General features: G+C 65.3%; 22 protein-coding genes. 17 read left to right on the forward strand and 5 right to left on the reverse strand.

The window, feature by feature from the left end; translation table 11 throughout:
• Positions 1 to 75: 75 nt before the first annotated feature.
• Positions 76 to 474, forward strand: a complete 399-nt coding sequence (locus tag FDW84_RS13315; RefSeq protein ID WP_240721506.1) for a YchJ family protein — start codon at positions 76 to 78, stop codon at positions 472 to 474.
• A 93-nt stretch (positions 475 to 567) separates the two neighbouring features.
• On the opposite strand, the gene FDW84_RS13320 is transcribed toward FDW84_RS13315, so the two are convergent.
• The 3 genes from FDW84_RS13320 to FDW84_RS13330 all read right to left on the reverse strand — a co-directional run bounded on the left by FDW84_RS13320 (position 568) and on the right by FDW84_RS13330 (position 3893).
• On the reverse strand, positions 568 to 1419 hold the full coding sequence (locus FDW84_RS13320) for a YrzE family protein (protein ID WP_138610009.1): 852 nt from the start codon (positions 1417 to 1419) through the stop codon (positions 568 to 570).
• 64 nt (positions 1420 to 1483) lie between these two features.
• Positions 1484 to 3529 (reverse strand): acyl-CoA dehydrogenase family protein, encoded by a 2046-nt coding sequence (locus FDW84_RS13325; RefSeq protein WP_240721507.1) that lies wholly within the window; start codon positions 3527 to 3529, stop codon positions 1484 to 1486.
• Between the two features lie 61 nt (positions 3530 to 3590).
• Positions 3591 to 3893 (reverse strand): hypothetical protein, encoded by a 303-nt coding sequence (locus tag FDW84_RS13330; RefSeq protein WP_138610010.1) that lies wholly within the window; start codon positions 3891 to 3893, stop codon positions 3591 to 3593.
• Between the two features lie 232 nt (positions 3894 to 4125).
• Here FDW84_RS13330 and FDW84_RS13335 point away from each other — a divergent pair, with 232 nt between their 5' ends.
• The 5 genes from FDW84_RS13335 to FDW84_RS13355 all read left to right on the forward strand — a co-directional run bounded on the left by FDW84_RS13335 (position 4126) and on the right by FDW84_RS13355 (position 11603).
• On the forward strand, positions 4126 to 5580 hold the full coding sequence (locus FDW84_RS13335) for a DUF3375 family protein (protein WP_138610011.1): 1455 nt from the start codon (positions 4126 to 4128) through the stop codon (positions 5578 to 5580).
• A complete protein-coding gene (locus tag FDW84_RS13340; RefSeq protein ID WP_138610012.1) occupies positions 5577 to 6431 on the forward strand; it encodes a DUF4194 domain-containing protein in 855 nt (284 codons plus the stop codon). The genes FDW84_RS13335 and FDW84_RS13340 overlap by 4 nt, the downstream gene beginning before the upstream one ends.
• Entirely contained in the window at positions 6428 to 9892 is a 3465-nt protein-coding gene (locus FDW84_RS13345) for an ATP-binding protein (RefSeq protein ID WP_138610013.1), read from the forward strand. Before FDW84_RS13340 ends, FDW84_RS13345 begins: the two co-directional genes overlap by 4 nt.
• Positions 9893 to 10086: 194 nt before the next feature.
• Positions 10087 to 10773: a hypothetical protein gene (locus FDW84_RS13350; RefSeq protein ID WP_138610014.1), complete on the forward strand. Its 687-nt coding sequence runs from the start codon at positions 10087 to 10089 to the stop codon at positions 10771 to 10773.
• A 113-nt stretch (positions 10774 to 10886) separates the two neighbouring features.
• Complete coding sequence (locus FDW84_RS13355) at positions 10887 to 11603, forward strand: hypothetical protein (RefSeq protein ID WP_138610015.1); 717 nt, start codon at positions 10887 to 10889, stop codon at positions 11601 to 11603.
• Positions 11604 to 11669: 66 nt separating this feature from the next.
• Here the strand turns inward: FDW84_RS13355 and FDW84_RS13360 are convergent, their stop codons facing one another.
• Complete coding sequence (locus tag FDW84_RS13360; protein WP_138610016.1) at positions 11670 to 12164, reverse strand: FBP domain-containing protein; 495 nt, start codon at positions 12162 to 12164, stop codon at positions 11670 to 11672.
• Between the two features lie 231 nt (positions 12165 to 12395).
• Here FDW84_RS13360 and FDW84_RS13365 point away from each other — a divergent pair, with 231 nt between their 5' ends.
• The 6 genes from FDW84_RS13365 (at position 12396) to FDW84_RS13390 (ending at position 18513) form a co-directional block, all read left to right on the forward strand.
• Positions 12396 to 13487, forward strand: coding sequence for an ABC transporter substrate-binding protein (locus FDW84_RS13365; RefSeq protein WP_138610017.1), 1092 nt, complete (start codon positions 12396 to 12398; stop codon positions 13485 to 13487).
• Between the two features lie 9 nt (positions 13488 to 13496).
• Positions 13497 to 14582, forward strand: a complete 1086-nt coding sequence (locus FDW84_RS13370; RefSeq protein ID WP_138610018.1) for a FecCD family ABC transporter permease — start codon at positions 13497 to 13499, stop codon at positions 14580 to 14582.
• Between the two features lie 23 nt (positions 14583 to 14605).
• The gene (locus FDW84_RS13375; RefSeq protein WP_371419171.1) at positions 14606 to 15676 is read left to right on the forward strand and encodes a FecCD family ABC transporter permease; all 1071 of its coding nucleotides are present in this window, start codon (positions 14606 to 14608) and stop codon (positions 15674 to 15676) included.
• Position 15677: 1 nt separating this feature from the next.
• A complete protein-coding gene (locus FDW84_RS13380) occupies positions 15678 to 16493 on the forward strand; it encodes an ABC transporter ATP-binding protein (RefSeq protein WP_240721508.1) in 816 nt (271 codons plus the stop codon).
• A complete protein-coding gene (locus tag FDW84_RS13385; protein ID WP_138610021.1) occupies positions 16490 to 17530 on the forward strand; it encodes a siderophore-interacting protein in 1041 nt (346 codons plus the stop codon). The genes FDW84_RS13380 and FDW84_RS13385 overlap by 4 nt, the downstream gene beginning before the upstream one ends.
• 137 nt (positions 17531 to 17667) lie before the next feature.
• Positions 17668 to 18513, forward strand: a complete 846-nt coding sequence (locus FDW84_RS13390; protein ID WP_138610022.1) for an SGNH/GDSL hydrolase family protein — start codon at positions 17668 to 17670, stop codon at positions 18511 to 18513.
• On the opposite strand, the gene FDW84_RS13395 is transcribed toward FDW84_RS13390, so the two are convergent.
• Positions 18510 to 18797, reverse strand: a complete 288-nt coding sequence (locus tag FDW84_RS13395; RefSeq protein ID WP_138610023.1) for a YciI family protein — start codon at positions 18795 to 18797, stop codon at positions 18510 to 18512. The genes FDW84_RS13390 and FDW84_RS13395 overlap by 4 nt on opposite strands.
• Positions 18798 to 18868: 71 nt before the next feature.
• On the opposite strand from FDW84_RS13395, the gene FDW84_RS13400 reads away from it, so the two are divergent.
• The 5 genes from FDW84_RS13400 to rpsN all read left to right on the forward strand — a co-directional run bounded on the left by FDW84_RS13400 (position 18869) and on the right by rpsN (position 21126).
• Positions 18869 to 19348 carry a MarR family winged helix-turn-helix transcriptional regulator gene (locus tag FDW84_RS13400; protein ID WP_138610024.1) on the forward strand — a complete coding sequence of 160 codons (480 nt, stop codon included), beginning with the start codon at positions 18869 to 18871 and terminating at the stop codon, positions 19346 to 19348.
• A 50-nt stretch (positions 19349 to 19398) separates the two neighbouring features.
• Positions 19399 to 20160, forward strand: a complete 762-nt coding sequence (locus tag FDW84_RS13405; RefSeq protein ID WP_138610025.1) for an SGNH/GDSL hydrolase family protein — start codon at positions 19399 to 19401, stop codon at positions 20158 to 20160.
• A 254-nt stretch (positions 20161 to 20414) separates the two neighbouring features.
• The gene (gene rpmB / locus FDW84_RS13410) at positions 20415 to 20651 is read left to right on the forward strand and encodes a 50S ribosomal protein L28 (protein ID WP_018763944.1); all 237 of its coding nucleotides are present in this window, start codon (positions 20415 to 20417) and stop codon (positions 20649 to 20651) included.
• A complete protein-coding gene (rpmG, locus tag FDW84_RS13415; protein ID WP_003798558.1) occupies positions 20651 to 20818 on the forward strand; it encodes a 50S ribosomal protein L33 in 168 nt (55 codons plus the stop codon). The genes rpmB and rpmG overlap by 1 nt, the downstream gene beginning before the upstream one ends.
• A 2-nt stretch (positions 20819 to 20820) precedes the next feature.
• Positions 20821 to 21126 (forward strand): 30S ribosomal protein S14, encoded by a 306-nt coding sequence (rpsN, locus tag FDW84_RS13420; RefSeq protein WP_138133690.1) that lies wholly within the window; start codon positions 20821 to 20823, stop codon positions 21124 to 21126.
• Positions 21127 to 21467 lie beyond the last annotated feature (341 nt).

A 21467-nucleotide genomic window follows, 5' to 3' on the forward strand; every position in this document is an offset into this window, starting at 1 on the left:
CTGCCTGTGCCTTGTGCGTCGGCGGCGACGCCCCGGTTGTAGCGAAGCCGTTACCGGATATGACAGCATCCCCGTATGACAAAAGATGCGGGCCAGGAGAACTGCATGTGCCTGTCCGGGGAGCAGTACCCGCTGTGCTGCGGGCGGTTCCATTCCGGGCAGGCGGAAGCCGCCACCGCAGAGCAGCTGATGCGCTCCCGCTACAGCGCGTTCGTCATTATGGACGAGCCCTATCTGCTGCGGACCTGGCACCCGGACACGGTCCCGGCAGAGCTCGGCCTTGACCCGGACCTGCAGTGGCGCCGTCTGGACATCCTCTCCACCGCCCGCGGTGGTCCCCTGGACAGCGAGGGCACCGTCGAGTTCAAGGCATACTTCCGGGACGGCGCCGCACGGGGTGTCCAGCATGAGGTAAGCCGGTTCGTGCGGGAAGAGCGCCGGTGGTTCTACCTGGACGGCAAAGTCCTCGCCTGACGATGCCAACTTCCCTGACAGTGGCAACCCGCCGAAAGTTGGCACCTAACTCTCGGCGTGGGGAACGTCAGAGGCCATGGCTTGCGCGGCGGATTACTCGTCGTCGTAGTCGGTATCCGGCGTGAATCCCGCCCGGTCAACCTTGCGATGGAACCGCATGCCGGCAAGACCGCCCAGGGCCGCGCCCACCAGGGCCACCAGTGCAACCACAACTGCCGCGATGATGCTGGTGGTGGTCAGCTGCCCCTCATTAATAGGGATGCGCGGGAAGCTGTTCAGGTTAGCCAGCACATTGAATTGCTGTCCGAACACGAGTCCCAGGATCGATACCAGGACGGCAACGATCAGCGCCCAGATCCACACCATGACGCCCTGCTTAATGCCGTTGAAGCGCGCCATGCGTCCTGCAACGTAGCCGCCGCAGTAATAGGAGAGAAAGAGGATCAGCAGCAGGACAATGATGCCCACCAGGCCCACAGTGCCGGTGTTCGACGCTGCCTGGTTGACAGCCTCATTGACGTCCGTGTTGGTGGCGAGTCCCACTGCTGTTCCGGCAGCAGCCACCAAAGCAGTCAGCAGCACGGCCATGCCCGTGGCGGTGAGCCAGCCAAAGAAGGCCGAGCCAACCTTGATCCCGCCGAACTGTTCCTTCTCGCGCGCGACGGCGGTCTGCCGGTCAGTCAGCCCCGGGTCCACGGCGGGTACTGCTGCGGTGGGGGTGTAGTCCCGCTCGGCATACGCCCCGGAAGACCCTGAACGGTCTGCAGGCGTGCGGTCTGCGGGCACTCGGTCGTAGGTGGACGTAGGGGTGGTATCGCCTGCCGGCACCTGGTCGTACGAACGGGTGGCATCAGCATCCGTAGCATCGCGGTGGCTTCCGCTCCGGTCAACGTCCTCCCGGGCTCGCCTTGGGGGCAGGTTCTCTGGGTCTGTTGAGCTGCTCATGCATCCACTCAACCATCGGCCAGCAGAGATAGCAAGGATGCTTACTATATCGTGACAAGCGGTTTTAGCGGTATTTGCGGTGCAGGTTGTCCTTTCGGGAAGGCCCGGGCGAGGCATCGGCAATCCACGGACCTGTCCCCTCGGACTGGTCCAGCACGCCTTCCTCCAGCCACTTGTAGTCCCCGGCGAGGACCTTCCGGGTCAGGACGTGGTCGCCGTCGTCAGTGTTGCGCCATAGCTGGTCAAAGTACTCATCCACCCGCACCCGTGCCTGCTCGCAGTACGCCTCCGCGAGCTCGTAGGCGCTGGCAGCTTTCTGCGGCTCGGTGCGGAGCAGCATCTCTGCCCGGGTGCAGCAGGCAGTCATGGCGAACAGTTCTGCGCCGATGTCCACCACCCGGCCCAGGAATGCCTGCTTCCGTTCCAGCTTTGCCTGCCAGCGGCCCATGCCGTAGAACGTCTGCCGGGCCAGGCGCCGTGACGAGCGCTCCACGAACCGAAGCTGCTTGGCCAGCCGGCCGAACTCATTGTACGAGCGCGGGTCCAGCCCGGCGCCTGCCACCAGTTTCGGCAGCCACTTCGCGTAAAAGCCTGAGGCCCCGACGGCGGCCCTCGCCTTGTCCGACAGGCTTGCGTCCAGCGAGGCGAGGTCGCCGGCGGCGGCCAGGTGCGCGTCCACGGCTTCCCGGGCGATCAGCAGCCGCATGATCTCCGAGGATCCCTCAAAAATCCGGTTGATCCGCAGGTCCCTCAGCTGCTGCTCGGCAGGAACGGCGCGCTCGCCGCGTGCCGCCAGGGACTCAGCCGTCTCATAGCCGCGGCCGCCGCGGATCTGGACCAGTTCGTCCGCAATCCGGCAGCTGATCTCCGTGGCCCAGAGCTTGGCCAGGGCAGCCTCGATCCGGACATCCTTCTGGCCGGCATCCGCCAGCTCCGCAGAGAGCTCGAACACGGCGTCAAGGGCGAAGGCGGATGCTGCGATGAAGGCAATCTTCTTTCCCACAGCCTCATGTTCACCCACCGGCCGGCCCCACTGGGTGCGGGCGTTGGACCACTCGCGGGCGATCTTCAGGCTCCAGCGGCCGGACGCAACACACAGCGCCGGTATGGAGAGGCGGCCGGTGTTCAACGTGGTGAGGGCGATTTTCAGGCCCTGGCCTTCACGTCCCAGCCGGTTCGCTGCCGGCACCCGGACCTGATGGAACCGGGTCACACCGTTCTCGATGCCCCGCAGGCCCATGAAGGCATTCCGGTTCTCCACGGTGATCCCGGGCGAATCCATCTCCACCACAAAGGCGCTGATTCCGCCCTTGTGCCGGCTGCCGTCCGCGTCCGTGTGCGCCGGCACCACGGCCATCACCACCACCAGTTCAGCGATCACGCCGTTCGTGGTCCAAAGCTTCACGCCGTCCAGAAGGTAGGCATCCCCGTCGTCCGTCGGCGTTGCGGTGCTGCCCATCCGGGCAGGATCGCTGCCCACGTCCGGTTCCGTGAGAAGGAAAGCGGTGACGGCGCCTGCTGCACAGCGGGGCAGGTACTCGCGTTTTTGTTCGGGGGTCCCGAAAACCTTGACCGGCTCCGGCACGCCGATGGACTGGTGCGCCGACAGGAGCGCGCCCAAACTCGGGTGCACACTGCCCAGCAGGGCAAGGGCACGGCCGTAATACACCAGGGAAAGGCCCAGCCCGCCGTACTCCTCCGGGATCTTCATCCCGAAGACGCCCAGGTCGGCCAGGCCCCGAATGTATTCATCCGGAATTCTGGCGTCACGCTCAATGATCCGCCCGTCCATGCTGCCGGCGTATTCGGTGAGGCGGGCCATGAAGGCTTCGCCGCGCTCCACGGAGGCGGGGTCCGGGGCCGGCCAGGGATGGACCAGGCTGAGGTCAAAGCTGCCCAGGTACAGGCCTTTGGCGAAGCTTGGACGTTCCCAGCCTGACTCGCGTGCTGCCTCTGCTACCGCGCGCGCCTCGTCCGCCGTGACGCCGGCACCGATCTTGCCTGCGGGTACCGGGGTCTCCCCGGCCGGGGCGTCAGTTGCCGGGCCGGTGGGCGCCGGGATGCCGGTGGCAGGGCTTGTGGTGGAGGGGCTGTCCGTGGCGGAGCTCATGGGTCATCTCCTAGGCCGTATGGCCGGTGCAGCCATGGATCCGCCGGGGTTGGAGAACCCTTCAGCTGTCCCTCAAGATTACCCGCGGGTAAGTTCCGGTGCTAGGGGAAGCCTGTCCCTGGAACTCGCCGGCAACGTCCGCTGACGAGGCGCGGTGCACCAGCTTCGCCCAGCCGGCGTTGAGGCCGTGGACCACTGCCAGGAGCGTGGTGGAAACCAGGGTCCAGCTCAGCTTTCCCGCTCCCAGCAGCACCAGGGCCACCAGCCCTGCCGCCAGAACGAACGCGGCCAGGATGACGCCAAACACCAGTGTGCCGATGAACACTAGCGTGGCTGTTTCCAGTGAACTGAGATCGAACTGCATGGGTCCCCCTGCTGCGGCGTTGCTGTGGCTTTGATCAGTAGCAGAAGCGTAGGTGGAGAGCTGTTGTGCCAGCCAGAGCCGTGGGGCCCGGAAGCTGCTGTTGATATGGGATCGAAACACTACCTCCGGGTAGGTCACGGAGCGGTCGCGGCGGGCTGCGTTAACCTTGTAGTTGGCAGTTTTCCGTCCAGCGCTGCCGCCCCCGCCCCCGCAAACAGCCCAAGGAGAGTGTGTGCCCCGCTCCGCCAGGTCATCCGCTGACGCCATCAGCGCCCGGCTCCGGGACCTCGAACTCCTCACCAAGGGACCCGCCTGGGCCCTGACACGCTCTGCACCGTGGGTGATCGCGGTGTTGCAGGCATCCTTTACCCGCACCCGCCCGCAGCTTCCGCTCGAGGAATTCCATGCCGACGTCGACTCCTTCCTTGAGGAGCTGCGGCGCCAGGATCCCGGGCTGGGCGGCGGGGCAAACGGTAAGTCCTTTGGGGACGAATGGACGCGCCGCCAGTTCCTGACGCGGCGGAACCAGTCCGGCCAGATCGTCTATGAGGTCACCGAACCGGCGGCCCGCGTGCTCGCCTTCCTGGACAGCCTTTCCAGTGAGCGGTCCACCCTCAACGGTTCCCGGCTGGGCACGCTCCTGGGTGATGTGGAAAAACTCGCCAACGAAACCAATCCGGACCAGAGCGCCCGCCTTGAGTCCCTGGAAGAGGAGATCGAGGAACGCCAGCAGCTGATCCAGGACATCAGCAGCGGCGAATTTGACGGCCTGCTGGACGACGACGAGGCAGTGGAGGCAGCTGGAAACATCCTGGACCTCGCCGCGAGCCTTCCCGCGGACTACAAGAAGATGCGCGACCGGATCGAGGAGCTGGTGGGCGAGCTTCGCAACCAGATCATTGAGGAGTCGCTGACCAAGGGCGCCACCATGGCCCAGGTGCTGGAGGCCGACAAACGGCTCCGGCAGAGTCCGGAGGGGCGCACCTTCCGATCCTTCACCGCGTTCCTGGAGGATCCACAGCAGCAACTGAGGTTCCGGTCGGCCATTGGAGAGGTTCTCAGCCGGCAGTTCGCGGACGATCTCTCGCCGGAGGACCGGGAAACCCTGAAGAACCTGGTGGCGGAGCTGCGCCAGCAGCACAGCCAGATCCAGCGCATCTACGGCAAGCTCAGCGAGAGCCTGAACACCTACGTCCAAAGCGATGACTTCCGGCAGTCGGTCCGGCTCCGCCAGGTGCTGCGGGAAGCAGAGCAGGCCATCCGGTCCCTTCCCTACGAGCGGGAACGCCCGGGCCTGGTTCCCGGCCCGGTCCTCTTTAATGCTGGTTTTGAGTCGCTGTCCATGGTGAAGCTCTTCGATCCCGACGAGTTCGCGGCCCCGCCCAAACTCGCGGACCCCATAGCCTTCAGCGACTCCGACCGCGTGCGCTCGCCGAGGACCGCCAAAGCCAAGCCGGAAGTGGTGCGGCAGGCCATGGCAGGAGCTGCCACCCTTTCCGAGGCGTGGCAACAGCTGCCTTCCGAGGAGCAGCACATCAACACCATCCGCGCGCTCCTCTCGCACGCCCTGCACTCCGGCGCGGCCTTCAGTACGCAGGCTGTGGACACCCTTGACTTCGAACAGATAGACGGCACCACGCGCAGGGCCTACCTGCCGCTGGTTACGCTTCCAAAGGACCGACCATGACTGAAGAGATGACGACGGCGGCAGTTCCGGCCCTGGACCCAGCTGACCAGGCGGTGGCTGAGCAGGCAGATGACGTGGCTGCTGAACCGGCAGCAACCCCGGCGGGTGCTGATCGGCGATTCGAACGTGCAATCACTCCCCGTGACACCTTTGTTGACGGCGCCGCTCTCTTCCCCGGCGACACCGGCGTGCTTCCCATGAAGGTGCGGCAGGCGCTGGTGAAGCTCCTCAAGGGTCCGTACGTGGACGGCGGCCGTGACGAGAAGCTTTGGACGGTCCTGCTGGACCATCAGGTGATCCTCCGCAGCCGGCTGTCCGAGCTGTTCCTCACCATGGAGCTGGACCACGAGCGGAAGATCGCCGTCCTGCGTCCGGTGGATCCGGACGCCATCGGTGGCAGCGCCCGCTCCAGCATCCTCCGCCAGCAGCGTGCGCTCAGCCGGGTTGAGACCATCGTGCTGCTCCGCCTGCGCCTGCTGCTGGACCGGCACTTCACCGCCCAGACGGACCCCACCATCACCCGCGAGGAAATCGCCGAACTGGTGGCCCACTACCAGCCGGCAGGCCAGCAGGACGCGCTCCGGGACTCAGACGTGGTTACCCGGGCCATCACCAAGCTTCTGGCCCGCCAGCTCCTTCTTCCCACCGGGCTGGACGACACCTACACCATCTCCAACGCCCTGCCCCTGGCCCTCCCGTTCGGGAACATCGGTGACATCCCCGCCCACATTGAGGCCCTGGTGGCCGCCACCGCAGACCCCGCCGGCACCGAGTCCCTCCTTGACCTGGAGGCAGATCCGGTGGCTGGGCCTGCCGAAACCGAGGAAGAAGAAGCGGAGGCAGCCAAGTGAGTATCGCGAACATGCTGCCGATGGGCGATGCCACGAACCCTGGCCAGATGCGGCTGGCACTGGTGCAGGTGGTCAACTGGGGAACATTCCACGGAGCGCATACGATGCACGTGGATCGCGACGGGACGCTGCTGACGGGCAACTCCGGGGTGGGCAAATCCACCTTGTTTGATGCGATGCTGCGGGTTTTCGACGCCCGGCCCCGCTCAAACGAAGCAGCCGCCCAGCGTTCGGGCGGTGCCGTGGAGGACAAGCGGACCACTTTCACGTACATGCGCGGCAAAGTCGGCGACAAGGCCGTGGGGGAGGGCTCGGCCAGCGCCTTCCAGCGCCCTGGTGCCACCTGGTCCGCCGTCGCGCTGACGTTCGATAACGCGGCAGGCACCCGGGTGACGGTGTCAGCGCTGTTCGACCTGCCCAAGAACGGCACGGAGTCGAGCGTGGGCCGGTTCTACCTGATCGATCATGAGCCGCTGGACCTCGAGGCGCTGGAGGGGATCGCAGACAAGCGCTTCACCAAGGCCGCCCTGGAAACAATCTTCCCGGACGCCCAGGTCTTCGACGTCCACAAGGCGTTCGCGGAGCGGTTCCGCAGGTTGCTGGGCATCAGTTCTGACCAGGCTCTGCCGCTGCTGCGCGTAATCCAGGCCGGCAAGGGGCTGGGCGGCAGCGTCAACACCTTCTTCCGGGACCAGGTCCTGGACGCTCCGGCAACGCTGGCCGCGGCCGATGACGTGGTTGAGGAGTTCAGCAACCTGATGTCCATCCGGCAGCGGCTGGAGGATGTCCGGCAGCAGCGCGACCAGCTGGCTCCGGTCCCAGGACTTAACAAGGAATACGCGCAGGCGCTGCTGGACGCGAACCGGCTCCGTGACCTTGCCGGTGAGGAGTTTGAGGCCTACAAGCAGCAGCTGGCCGTGACGGTCCATCAGAAAACGCTGGCCCGCTTCAAGGAGCTGGCGCAGGCGAAGGCCAAGGAACTGGGAGCGGAACGTGCGGTCCGCGACAGCCTGGCTAAGGAACTGCGCGAGCTGGAGGCCGACTACAACAACCAGGGCGGCAATGCGATCTCCGCCATTGAGCAGTCGCTGGAGAATGCAAAGGTTGGCCTGAAGCTCCGCCAGCAGGTGGAGGAAGCTGCCCGCCAGGCCCTGTCCGACGCTGGTCTGCAGCTTGAGTGGAGTGCCGAGGGCTGGGAGCAGGCCCACGAGCAGGCAGCAGCCAGGTCCGCCGAGCTGAAGGACGATTCCGAGGCCCTGCAGGAACTTCGTTTCGAAGCCTTCGATGCCCACGCCACCAGGAAGCGCGAACTGGCCGCGGCTGAGCAGGAGCTCGTGTCGCTGAAGACGCGCAAGTCGCTGCTGCCGCCGTCAAGCATTGAAAACCGGGCAGCCATCGCCGCTGCCACCGGCGTCTCCGAGGACCTGATGCCGTTCGCCGGTGAGCTGATGGACCTGGTGGAAGGCGAGGAACGCTGGCGGCCGGCGGCCGAGCGGGCGCTCCGCAACCTGGCCACCACCCTGCTGGTCCCCGGCGAGCACTTCGCGGCGGTGACCCGCTACCTGAATGACCACAACGTCCGCGGCGCCCTCAGGGCGGTGGACGTTTCCAAGCCGCTCGCCGGCGGCGCGCTGGCGTTGGAGGACGTGCGCGACGGCGACCTGCTTACCAAGCTGGACATCCTCACCGCAGGCGTGGCTGCTGAAGCGGGCTCGTGGGTCCGCGAACGAATCGCCCTGGACTTCGCCTACCCCTGCGTGGAGCACCCGGACGAGCTGGCCGGGTTGGACAAGGGCCTGAGCCTGGGCGGTGTGGTCAAGCGCAACCGCCATACGGTAGAGAAGGATGACCGGTTCACCAGCCGGCAGGACTACGTCCTGGGCTTCGACAACGCTGCCAAGCTGGAACTGGTGGCCGGCCAGGTGGAGGACCTGCGCCAGGAAGTTGCCAAGGCGGCTGAACTTGCCCAGAGCCGCGAGGACTCGCACCAGGGCATGAGCCGCCAGATCGACGCCCTCCGCCGGATCGCGGAGGACCACCGGCCGTGGGAGCAGGTGTCCGCAGCAGTCGCGGCGGATGAGCTGGCCCGGCTTGAGCAGCGGCTCAAAGACGCCCTGGCCGCCCAAGCGGACCTGGAACCGCTGCGTGCCAGCATCGAAAACGCCAGGCAGAAGCACCAGTCCAGCACCGAGGCCGCAGCTGTCCTGCAGAGCGAATACAAGTCGCTGGACCGGCAGCTCACCACTGCGGACTCCCTGCTGGAAGCTGCGCGCAACCGCCTGGCCCAGGCGCCGCCGTCGGACGCTATCGTCACCGCGCTGGAACCCTACTTCGCAAATTTCGGCGACGTCAGCGAAATGCATGAGCTGGACAACCTCGCCAACCGGGTGCGGACCGAACTGCTGGGGGAGCTGCACACTGCAGAATCCCGGGGGCAGGCCACCGCCGAGCGCCTCACGCGCATTTTTGAAGGGTTCGTCCGGGAGTGGGGCAGCGCCATCTCCGCGGACCACGGCACCACCATTGGTGCCGCCGGGGAGTTCGAAACCCGGTACCACGCCATCGTGAGCGACGGCCTGCCGGCGCAGGAAGCGGAGTTCCGGCAGTTCTTCAACCAGCGCACGCATGAATCGTTCAGTACGCTGCTGCACCTGCTGGACGAGGAACGCCGCTCCATCACCAGCCGCATCCTTCCGCTGAACGGCATCCTGTCCCAAGTGAACTTCCACGAGGGCAGCTATCTCGAGCTGGACATCAAGCAGACCCTGCCAGCCACGGCCAAGCAGTTCAAGGACGCCATCCAAAACGCACTGAAAACCCGCCACACCCGCCCGCCCAAAACAGAGGCGCCCGGGAAGGAACGGGACGATGACGCCGAGCTCACCGCCCGCTACAAGTCCCTGGAAACGTTGGTGAAGCGGCTGGGCTCGCAGGCGCCCGAGGACCGGCGCTGGCGGGCCGAGGTACTGGATGTACGCGGGCACCTGTTCATCCAATGCAAGGAGCACCGCGAGGTGGCGGTGCCGGCGTCCGGCAAAAAGGGGGGCGCAAAGAAGACCGAGGTCTTTATGCACGCGGACACCGGCTCCATGTCCGGCGGCGAACGGCAGCGGTTCACGGCCTTCATCATGGCCGCGGCCCTAAGCTACCAGCTGGGCATTGCCGAGCAGGGCTTCACCACGTACGGCACCGTGATGATGGACGAGGCCTTCGTTCTGGCGTCCGAGGAGTTCGCCGGAGCCGGTATCAAGGCGCTGCACGAGTTCGGGTTCCAGCTGTTGCTGGCCGCCCCCGAAAACGTCATCGACCTGTCCCGGCACCTCGGCTCGGTCACGGAAATCCTCCGCGACAAGCGCACCAACCGCTCCGGCGTGCTCACCGCGCCGGTGATCAAGCCGCCGCCTGGGGAGCAAGGGAACTGGCGGTCGGAGGCGAACCCGGTGGACATCGTCCTGCGCTAGCTGTTACCTGTGGAGGGGCTTTATAACAAATCGATGGATATATTGTCCGGAGGCTGTTGAAAGGTGTTGTCCTGGTGCCATGCTGATCGGCATCAAACACTCGCCTTCATCCTCCCGCCGGGAAGTTGTGGAACGCTGGGTCCCGCAGCTGACGCCTGATGAGTTTGACGGCCTTCCCCTGAAAGGCACCAGAAATGCGCCCAGCACGCCGCGCCACCACCCACGTGGCGCTCACCGCCGTCGCAGCCCTCACCCTCGCTGGCTGTGCGGCTGATACCTCGCTGGAAAGCGCCGGTTCCCAGGCCCCCGGGGCAACAACACCGGTGTCCGCAAGCCCCGCTGCATCCGTCGTTCCCCCCGCTACCTCTTCCCCCGTTCCCGAAGGACCCCTGACCTTCACCTTCGCAGACGCCCGGCTGTCCATTGCCCACCCGGAGGGCTGGCGCGTGGAGCATGAGCAGGTTTCGACGTCCCCCGCTGTTGAGACGGCCACCGTCTACGATGCCGACGGCAAGGAGCAAATAAACATCTACTACAGCCAGGTTGGTGACGTTACCGCCGGCAACGTCTCCAGGACCATAATCGAGACGGATCCGGTACCGGGACTGATCGGGGCTTCTGTTCCCACGCCCAGTTCGTCCTTCTTTATTGATCGCGCTGACGGCGTTACCCACTACAGGATGGGTCTGACGCCGGGATTACCCGTCTCGCCTGACGGGCAGGTGCAATACGGCCTCGTAAAGCTCGGCGACCGCATCTTGACTGCAGATGTGCTGTTTACCGAACCGCGCTTTACGGGCGATGAGGCGGCCCAGGCCTGGTACTGGAGTGATGAAGGCCGGGCCCTGAAGTCCGTGCTCATGAGCTTTTCCTACCGCTGACCCGACACATGATCCAGGGGGTTTTCTTGAAAGGTATTTCCATTCGTTGCGCCCCGCGTGCGGTGTTCCTGCTCTCGGCGACCGTCTTAGCCGCGCTCGCCGTGACGGGCTGCATGTCCAGCACATCGGCCGGGAGCAGTGGTACATCTACAGCCGCCGCGCCCCAGTCGGCCTCGGCAAGTAAGCCCGCCGCCAGCGCTTCCTCTGCCGTCAGTCTTCCCCCAGCCGCTGCCCCCACCACCACTTCCAGCCCGCCTCCCGCGGCTGCCAGCCAGACCCCCGCAGTGGCGGGTCCGCCGTCGTCCGCTACGGTTCCCGCTGCTGCGGCGCCGGTGACGTACACCTTCCCCGACGGCCGGTTGTCTTTTGCCCATCCGGCAGGCTGGCGGGTGGAGCCGGCCGGGGATGCAGAGTCCCCCTCAGCGGTGAACTGGACCGTGTATGACGCCAGCGGAAGCGAGCGGGTCCGGATTTTCTACAGCGAGGTGGGTGGTGCTGCTACCGGTCCCCTCACCAGGACGGTGTTCTATTCGGAGCCAGTACCGGGATTGCAGGGGCATTCGGGTCCTGCCGTCGTCCATGCCTCCTTCTTTGTCGACAATATTTACGGCGAGCCCCACTACCGTATGGCCCTTACGGGGGGTGCGGCCGTTTCCCCGGAAGGCGGACAGGCTGCTGACGTTGTCATCGTAGGGGGCAACCGCGTTCTGGCGGCAACCGTGGTGTTCACGGGAGGGCCTTTCGCCGGCGACGATGCTGCGAAGGTCTGGTTCGGCGGCGAGGAAGGCCAGGCCCTGAAAGCATTGCTGATGAGCTTCTCCTACCGCTGACCCCTTTAATAGGAAGCCCTCCTCCACTTCACGTGGGGAAGGGCTTCCTCTTTTAATGTGCTCCGGCTATTTGGCCTGCACCCGGGCCAGGAACTGGGCGGTGCGGTCCTTCAGCCCTTCAATTTGGCGAAGGACCACGGCGGCCGGGTCGGGGTTGATCTCGTTGGCCGGCGGTTCCTTGCGCACGTTGCCGCAGCACAGGAAATCGGCGCAGATGAGTGTGCCCACCGTATTGCCGTCCCGCCCGGACTGCCCGGCGCGCTTCGCTACCCAGAGGAGCACGTCCTCCTTGGAGAACACGTCCCGGCAGAGCTCGCAGAGCACAGAACGGTTCTTGCGGGCGCCGCCTTCGGGTGCGCGCAGCATGATGCCGGTGAGTCCCTTTGGCCCCGGAACTACCAGGTACCCGCGAAGCGGCATTTTTTCGTCCCGCCACCCCAGGAAATCCAGGCTGTCCCAGTCGAGGGAGTCGAAATCCTTGGGCAGGTTGAGCTTGGCGGCCTCCGAGCGGCTCGCGTTGATGAACGATGATCGGATCTGTTGGGGCGTGACTGATTGCATGGCAAAACTCATCGTTCCCGGTTTCCCCATCTCTTCTTCTGGTCTCCGGCGTCAGCGAACTGGACCGGCAGTGCCATCCTGCCAAAAGGGGCAATGCCTGTCCAAGGCAGCGACACACCTAACTGACTGTGCTCTTCGTCACCTTGCGGAATAAGTTACGAAAACCTTGCGTAATGGGCTGGAGGGTAGGCTAGCCTTACTTAGGTTTGCTTCATTCACCTAAGGAGTTCTGTGACATCCCCCCTTTTCACCGGGCCCAACGCCTCCCGGCGCACGCTGTTCAAATCCGCCGGCAAGGCTGCCGCCGTCCTGGCGGCGGCGGCCCTTACCCTCTCCGCCTGCTCCACGGGCCCCGCATCCTCCACCACCGAACCGGGTGCTTCCAGCTCCAGCAGTTCGCAGTTCCCCGTCACCATTGAGCACGTCTACGGCGAGACCAAAATCGAGAAGCAGCCGACCCGCGTAGCCACCGTCTCCTGGGTCAATGACGACGTCGCCATTGCCCTTGGTGTTGTACCGGTAGGCCTGCCCAAGAACGAATGGGGCGGCAACGAGCAGGGCTCCACTCCGTGGAAGGACGCGGCACTTGAGGACCTCGGCGCCGGCTTTGGCTCCGACAAGGCTCCCGCCCAGTACTCCGAGGCGGACGGCATCAACTTCACCGAGATCGCCAAGATCACCCCGGACGTCATTCTCGCCGCCTACTCCGGCTTGACGGAAGAGGATTACAAGAAGCTCAGCGAAATCGCCCCCGTGGTGGCCCACCCTGAACTGGCTTACGGAACGTCCTGGCAGGACTCCACCTCAATCATCGGCAAGGCCCTCGGCAAGGACGCGGAAGCCGCCAAGCTGATCTCCGACATAGAGGCCACCATCAAGGAGAAGGTTGCCGAGTACCCGCAGATCGCCGGCAAGAGCTTTATCTACGGCAACCTCGAGCCGGCCTCCGCTGAGGGCGTCAACGTCTACACGGCCAACGACAACCGTCCGCGGTTCCTCTCCGAGATCGGGATGAAGCTGGCCCCGGTGGTGGAAGACAACTCCAAGGGCTCCAAGGAATTCTTCATCCCGTGGTCCGCGGAAAAGGCCAACGAGCTTGAATCGGACGTCTTTGTCACCTGGGTGCCGGACGCCGCCACCACGGACTCCATCAAGTCAGATCCCCTCCTCGGCCAGATTCCGGCCATCAAGAACGGCGCCCTGGTCGCTGATTCGGACAACACCCTCACGCTGTCCATCTCCGCTTCTTCGCCGCTGAGCCTGCCGTGGTCGCTGGACAAGTTCCTGCCGCAGCTGGCCACCGCAGCGGACGCTGTGAAGTAAGCGCCGTCCATGACGCACAGTACGACGACGGCGGCGCGCCAGGAGCCTGGATCCGGCACCTTGGTGCCGGCAAAGGGAGCAGCCGGCATTGCCCGCGCCGCAGGCGGGAAGCGCGCTGCCTGGCTGCTGGCCGCCGTCGTCGTACTTGCCCTGCTGGCTGCGGCCTCCCTGGCCATTGGGGCACGGGGGCTTCCGCTGGCCACGGTATGGCAGGCGCTGACTGCGTTTGATCCCGCCAACGGTGACCACGCCGTGGTCCATGCCCGCGTTCCACGTACAGTCCTTGGCCTGCTGGCCGGCGGTGCGTTGGGGCTGGCGGGCGCAGCCATGCAGGGCGTGGCCCGGAATCCGCTCGCCGACCCGGGCATCATGGGCGTCAACGCCGGAGCTGCCCTTGCGGTGATCACCGGCATTTACGTCTTCAGTGTCGGCTCACTCTCCGGCTACATTTGGTTCGCTTTCGTCGGGGCCGCAGCGGCCGCCGTCGTGGTTTACCTCATCGCTTCCCTCGGCAGGGACGGGGCTACGCCCGTGAAGCTTGCCCTGGCAGGCGCGGCGCTGAACGCCGGCCTGTACTCCCTCATGAACGTCATCCTGGTATCGAGCCAGGACACCTTGGACCGGTTCCGCTTCTGGCAGGTGGGCGGCATCGCCGGGCGCGACTGGTCCGTGGTGCTGTCCGGACTTCCGTTCCTGGCAGCTGGCGCCCTCATCGTGCTCCTGACCGGCCGCATCCTTAACAGCCTGGCCCTCGGCGACGACATCGCCCGCGGTCTGGGCCAGCGGGTTGGACTCGCCCGCGGCATTACAGCCCTCAGCATTGTGCTGCTGTGCGGTTCCGCCACAGCGCTTGCCGGGCCCATCGCTTTCGTTGGCCTGGTCATCCCGCACGCCGTCCGTTTCCTCACCGGCCCCGATTACCGCTGGATCCTGCCGTTCTCCCTGGTCCTGGCGCCGGTGCTGCTCCTTGGCGCGGACGTCATCGGCCGCGTTGTGCTCCTGCCGGGCGAGGTCCCTGCCGGCATCATGACAGCGCTCGTGGGTGCACCCGTTTTCGTCTGGCTGATCCGCCGCGGCAAGGGGGCAGGACTGTGAGCCTCACCAAAACTGCCAACGAGGTGACACTTCACGGCAACCCTGCGCCGAAACAACGGGGTTATTCGCCATCCCGCCGCCTGAACCGTACCGCACTCCTGGCCGGCGCCGTCGTTATTCTGTTTGCGGTGTCTGTCCTGCTCGGCAGCTACACCGTCACCATCCCGGACTTTTTCAAAATCCTGGTGGCGCACCTGACCGGCGGCGAAAAGATCCCCGGCGCCAGCTTTATCGTGATGGAGAACAAACTGCCGCGGGCTGTCATCGGGACCATGATCGGCCTCGCGTTCGGCCTGGCCGGCGCGTTGTTCCAGACGATGCTCCGTAACCCACTCGCCAGCCCGGACGTCATCGGCATCAGCTATGGCGCCAGCGCCGCGGCAGTCCTGGCCATCGTGGTGTTCGGAGCGTCTGGCGCGGCCGTATCCGGGGCAGCGCTGGCCGGGGCGCTGGGAGTAGCTGCCATCATCTACGCCATCTCAAGCGGCGCCATCCGCGGAACCGGCCGGGGTGATGCTGCCGGCAACAGACTCATCCTGTCCGGCGTGGGTATCGCCGCGGCACTCCACGCAGTAGTCAACTTCCTGATGACTAGGGCAGATATCCGCACCGCAGCAGATGCTCTCGTCTGGCTGAACGGCTCCCTGAACTCCGCCAGCTGGGACCGTGCGGGGGTCCTTGCCCTTGCGCTGCTGCTCCTGCTTCCCGCCACGGCGGCCATCGCCGGCCCGCTCCGGATCCTCGAGCTCGGCCCCGACGCGGCCGCCGGGCTGGGCGTGCGGGTGAACCCCACGCGCCTGGCGCTGGTGATCATCGCCGTCTCGCTTGCCGCGGTGGCGACGGCCACGGCCGGTCCCGTCTCGTTCGTCGCCTTCCTGGCCGGTCCCATCGCCCGCCGTTTTACCGGCAAAGCCAGCCTCCCGGCGTCGGCCCTGGTGGGTGCCCTCATTGTCCTCGCGGCCGACTTCGTGGCCGCCAACCTTGCCCCCCTGCTGCTGGACGGCACCGTCCTGCCCGTGGGCGTCATCACCGGCGCGCTCGGTGCCCCGTTCCTGCTGTGGCTCCTGGTCACGGCCAACCGAAAGGATGCCTGACGTGGCAGTTCTCGATGCCAAGGATCTGACGCTGAAATACGACCAGCGCTGCGTGGTGGACGGGCTCACCGCCGAGATCCCCGAGGGCAAGGTGACCATGATCGTGGGCGCCAACGCCTGCGGAAAGTCCACCCTCCTGCGCGGCCTGTCCAGGCTCCTCAAACCCGCAGCCGGAGCCGTGACCCTGGACGGCAAGGACATCCATGCCCGCCCCGCACGGGAACTGGCCCGCACCCTGGGCCTCCTGCCACAGCATCCCACCGCCCCGGACGGCATCACGGTCCGGGACCTGGTGGGCAGGGGGCGCTACCCGCACCAGGGCTTCTTCCGCAGCTGGACTGAAAAAGACGACGCGGCCGTGCAGCTCGCGCTGGAAGCCACCGAAACGCTGGACCTCGCCGGACGGGACGTGGACGAACTGTCCGGCGGGCAGCGGCAGCGGGTGTGGATCGCGATGGCCCTCGCCCAGGAGACGGATGTGCTGCTGCTGGACGAGCCCACCACCTACCTGGACCTCGCGCACCAGGTGGAGGTCCTGGACCTCATCACGGACCTGAACCGCCAACGCGGCACCACCGTGGCCATTGTCCTGCACGACCTCAACCTCGCCGCCCGCTACGCCGACAACGTGATTGCCATGAAGGGCGGCGCCGTGGTGGCAGTCGGCTCCCCGCTCAAGGTGGTGACGGAGGACCTGGTCCGCAATGTTTTCGGCCTTGAATCCCGTGTCATCCCGGATCCCGTCTCCGGAACACCCCTGATCATTCCCATCGGCCGCCACCATGTCCCCGCCAGCGAACTGGAGCTCGTTTCATGAAGACCCGCGACATCGCCTCCATGGAGCCCATGACCCTGGCGTTCGACGTCACCGTCTCCTCCGTGCAGCAACTCAGCCCCAACTTCCGGCGCATCACGTTCGGCGGATACTCGCTGCGGGACTTCGGTGTTCACGGCGACACCCTCGACCTCCGGATTAAACTCATGATCCCCTCCCTTGCTGCGGACGGGACCCCGCTGCCCCTTCCCGTCTTCGAGATGAGCTCCGCCGGCTGGTACCGGGAATGGCTGGCGATGGATCCCGCAGTACGTGGTTCCATGCGCACTTACACTGTCCGGCAGGCACGCCTGGACTCGGTGTACCCGGAGATCGACGTCGACTTCGTAATGCACTTCGACGACCACGGGAACGGCGGCCCCGCCGCCAACTGGGCCCTCAACGCCAGGCCCGGCGACGCGATCACCATCATCGGGCCCAACAACCGCGCCGCGCACTGCGTCACGGCGGAGATCTACTCAGGCATCGAATGGCGGCCCGGGCTGGCGCAGCGCATCCTGCTCGCCGGTGATGAAACCTCAGTTCCGGCCGTCTCCGCCATCCTCGAAAGCCTGCCGAAGTACATGACCGGCCACGCCTTCCTGGAAGTTCCCGAAGCCGGCGACTTCCTGGAGCTGACGTCACCCGCCGACGTCGAGATCACCTGGCTGGCGCGCGGTGCGTCCATTGGCCGGTCCCGGCCGCACGGCCAACTCCTCCAGGAAGCGGTCCGCAAGGCCGTCCCGGTGCCTGGCTGGGTGGGCATCAAAGCGGCCGACGGCGGCGCAGGCCCCGAGCCCGAAGACGTCAACGTGGACGTGGACATCCTCTGGGAGACGCCCGCACGGATGGAAACCGCCGAGATCCTGGCAACCAAAAACCCCGACATGCCCGCCGGCGCCATGCCCTTCTACGCCTGGATCGCGGGCGAAGCCGCCGTTATCAAGGAGATGCGGCGGTACCTGGTGCGCGACGTGGGGATTGACCGGAAGCAGGTCGCTTTCATGGGGTACTGGCGGCAGGGCAAAGCCGAGGGATAACTCCCGACGCTCTCTCACTTAACGCGGAGTTTCCCCCGACGCTCTCTCACTCGATGTGGGTTTTTTGCCAACGCTCCCGCACCTGCTGTTCATCCCGCCGTCGTTCCTTCTTATTGTTTGGCCGGTAATTTCGATCCGTGGTGCCTGAACCTTTGCTTCCTGATTCCGGGCGGCGGGTGTTTGTTGCCCTCGGAGATTCCTTTACTGAGGGGGTCGGGGACCGGGACGAGCGGCTGCCCAACGGCGTGCGCGGGTGGGCTGACCGGGTGGCGGAGAAACTTGCCAAGGCGCAGCCCGGATGGCGGTACGCGAACCTGGCGATCCGGAGCAAAAGGCTTCGGCACATCATCGACGAGCAGCTGGAACCCGCACTGCGGATGAAGCCCACGCTCGTCACCCTGTACGCCGGCGGGAATGACATCCTCGACCTCAAAACAGACATGACCGCCCTCATGGCCGAATACGAAAAACTCGTAGCGCTGCTGGCGGATACCGGCGCTACCCTGGTCCTCTTCACCGACTTCGACGTCAAGGTCTCTTCCCTGCTGGAACCACTGAAGAAGCGCAACAGCTTTTACAACCGGCAGGTCCGGGACATCGCCGAAAAATATGGCGCTGTGCTGGTGGACTACTGGTGCCTGGATGCCTTCCACGACAGGCGGATGTGGGACTCGGACCGGCTGCACATGTCCAAGGCCGGCCACAAGTACTTGGCCGGCCAGGTGCTGGACCAGCTGGGAGTGCCTCACAAGATCAGGCCGAAGGATTGGGAACCGCCCACGCCGCTGGGACTGCGGGAATGGGAGCGGCAGCAGCGGCACTGGATCCGGGACTGGGTTTTGCCGCTCTTCGGCCGCAAGCTGCGCGGCGTCACGCTGGGGGACGAGCTTGCCCCGCGCTGGCCCGAACCGGTCAAGGTACCGCGGAAAGGCGGGCTGAAGAAACTGGCCGCTGCCGCTTCCGCGGGGGCCGAAACGTCTTAGCTGTCCAGCAGGATCTCGTAGCCCGGAGCCACCCGGGCTGCATGGAACTCCATGATTTCGAAGTCAGCCACCCCGTTGGTGTTAAAGGGATCCTGCGCAATGCTGGCATCCAGGGTTGCCCGGTCAGCCTGGGACAACAGCAGTCCGCCGGTCCGGGGGACCTTACGGCCGGCAGCAATAAATACCCCGTCATCGAATGCCTTCTGCAGCCAGGCGATGTGGGCGTCATTGTGGAAGTCCACGATGTCCTGCGGAACGCGGTAGCTCAGGGAGACAACATACATGGCCCCAGCCTACCGGCCGCCCACTTTCGCACTTGAAGTATCAACCAGGCCCCTCTCGTAGAATGAGGGACATGACCGAACCCCGCTGGCTCAATGCCGACGAACGCCGTGCCTGGCTTGCCCTGGTCAGCATCAACACCCTGCTGCCCGCGGCCCTGGACACCAAACTGCATGCGGCGGGGAAGCTGTCCCTCTTTGACTACACCGTGCTGGCCATGCTTTCCGAGGCGGAGGGCCGCTTCCTGCCCATGAGCGAGCTTGCCGCCCGCAGCAGCGCGTCCCTGTCCAGGCTTTCGCACGTGGTCACCAAGCTGCAGAAGCGGGGCTGGGTGGAGCGCCGGCCTCATCCCCATGATGCCCGCGTCACCACCGCCCACCTCACTGAAGAGGGGATGGCGACCATCGTGGGGCTCGCGCCCGGCCACGTTGAGACGGTCCGGGACCTGTTCCTGGATGCCCTCACTGAACAGGATGTCCTGGACCTGGCCCGGATCGGGGAGAAGGTAGTGGGCAGGCTGGACGCCGACCACTGGATCCTCAGGGAAAACTAGCTCCTCCCCACCGGTTGGTTGCTCCCAGCAACTGATGGCAAACTATCCAAATGGATTTCACTACCCGGTTTGTCGCCCTGGGTGACTCATTCACCGAAGGCGTGGGCGACGACGATCCCACCTGCCCGAACGGCGTCCGGGGCTGGGCGGACCGCGTGGCCGAGCAGTTGGGTGCCTCTGACCCCAACTTCGGGTACGCCAACCTCGCCATCCGCGGAAGGAAGCTCCGCCAGATCCTGGCTGATCAGGTGCCCGCCGCCGTCGAACTTAAACCCACCCTGGTGACCATCTACGCGGGAGCCAACGACATCCTCCGCCCGAGGATCGACATTGACGATCTCCTGGTGGAGTACGACGACGCCATCGCCACACTGCGCGCCACCGGTGCCACGGTGGTCATGTTTACCGGCTTCGATGCACGGGGGTCGAAGGTGTTCAGCACCATGCGCGGGCGCACGGCCATCTACAACGAACTTGTCCGCGGAATCGCAGGAGACCACGGCGCGCTGCTGGTGGATTACTGGCGCTTCAGTGAGTACTACGACTGGGGCATGTGGGCCCAGGACCGGATGCACATGTCGGCCGCCGGTCACGCCAACATGGCTAAGCGGGTGTTGGAGGTCCTGGAACACGACCACACAATCGACATCCCGCCCATGACCCCTGTTCCCGAACTCAGTGGGCTGGATGCCATCCGTGCCAACGCCCGCTGGTTCCGTGAGTATGCCGGCCCATGGGTGGTTCGCAGGGTCACCGGCAAGTCCTCCGGGGACGGACTGAAGCCGAAGTATCCGCAACTTACACGGCTCTGATCGCAGGGCCCCCTTATACACCTTCCGGTGCCCAATTGGTCTTTAATTGTGCTAACTCGTAGACTTGGTAGGCGCTAAGTGCGCGGAGCGTGCGCAATTGCTCCGGTTGTCCGGTAATTTCTCCAGGGCGGCCGGTAGTTAGGGGCTCAAGTTGCGTGACTAACCGTTGCCCTTCTTCACTTTTGGGCCGCCCTTAGCAGCATGGTCCAGCAGCAGATATGCGGATCATTACATTCAATTCTTGAGGAGAAGTCATGGCAGCACACTGCCAAGTGACCGGGGCCGAGCCGGGCTTTGGGCACAGCATTTCGCACTCGCACCGCCGTAACAAGCGTCGGTTCGATCCGAACATTCAGAAGAAGCGCTACTGGGTTCCGTCCCTGCGCCGTAACGTCACGCTGCAGGTTTCTGCACGTGGCATCAAGACCATCGACGTGCGCGGCATCGACGCGGTCGTCGCCGACATTCTGGCTCGTGGGGTGAAGCTCTAGTGGCTAAGGACAAGGACGTACGTCCGATCATCAAGCTCAAGTCGACCGCGGGTACGGGCTACACCTACGTAACCCGTAAGAACCGTCGTAACGACCCGGACCGCCTGGTCCTGAAGAAGTACGACCCCAAGATCCGCCAGCACGTCGAATTCCGAGAGGAGCGCTAAACATGGCTAAGAAGTCAAAGATTGCTCGCAACGAGCAGCGCAAGGTCATCGTCGAGCGTTACGCCGCCAAGCGCCTCGAGCTGAAGAAGACCCTGGTTGACGAGAACGCAACCGACGAAGCACGCGAAGCAGCCCGCCTGGGCCTGCAGAAGCTGCCCCGCGACGCGTCCCCGATCCGCCTGCGTAACCGCGACATCATCGACGGCCGCCCCCGCGGTACCTTCCAGAAGTTCGGCATCTCCCGTGTCCGCTTCCGCGACATGGCCCACAAGGGCGAGCTTCCGGGCATCACCAAGTCCTCCTGGTAATCCAACCCCGCTGATACCAGCTGCTTGAGAAGGGCCGGCAACCTCACGGTTGCCGGCCCTTCTGGCTTTAAGGCTCGGCGCTCTACTCCGCTCCCGCTCTGTGAGCGGCGCGCCTGGCAGGCGGCATTGTCTGTGCTGCAGCACACAAAGGTGAGGCACGACGATGGAGGCCGCCCTGAGTGCCCTGCTGACCTCTTCTGCCCCGGGATTCCGGGGATTTTGCCCTCTCCGGAAGGGGGTTTGCGATGAGGCTTGTGGGGGTGTATTGTTTTCTAAGTCGCCGCGGGGGAGACAGCGAAGAGCTGGTAACCACGGGCGGCCAAACCCCAAAAAACAAGCCT

The organism is Pseudarthrobacter sp. NamE5, from assembly GCF_005796225.1.
Lineage (GTDB): Bacteria > Actinomycetota > Actinomycetes > Actinomycetales > Micrococcaceae > Arthrobacter.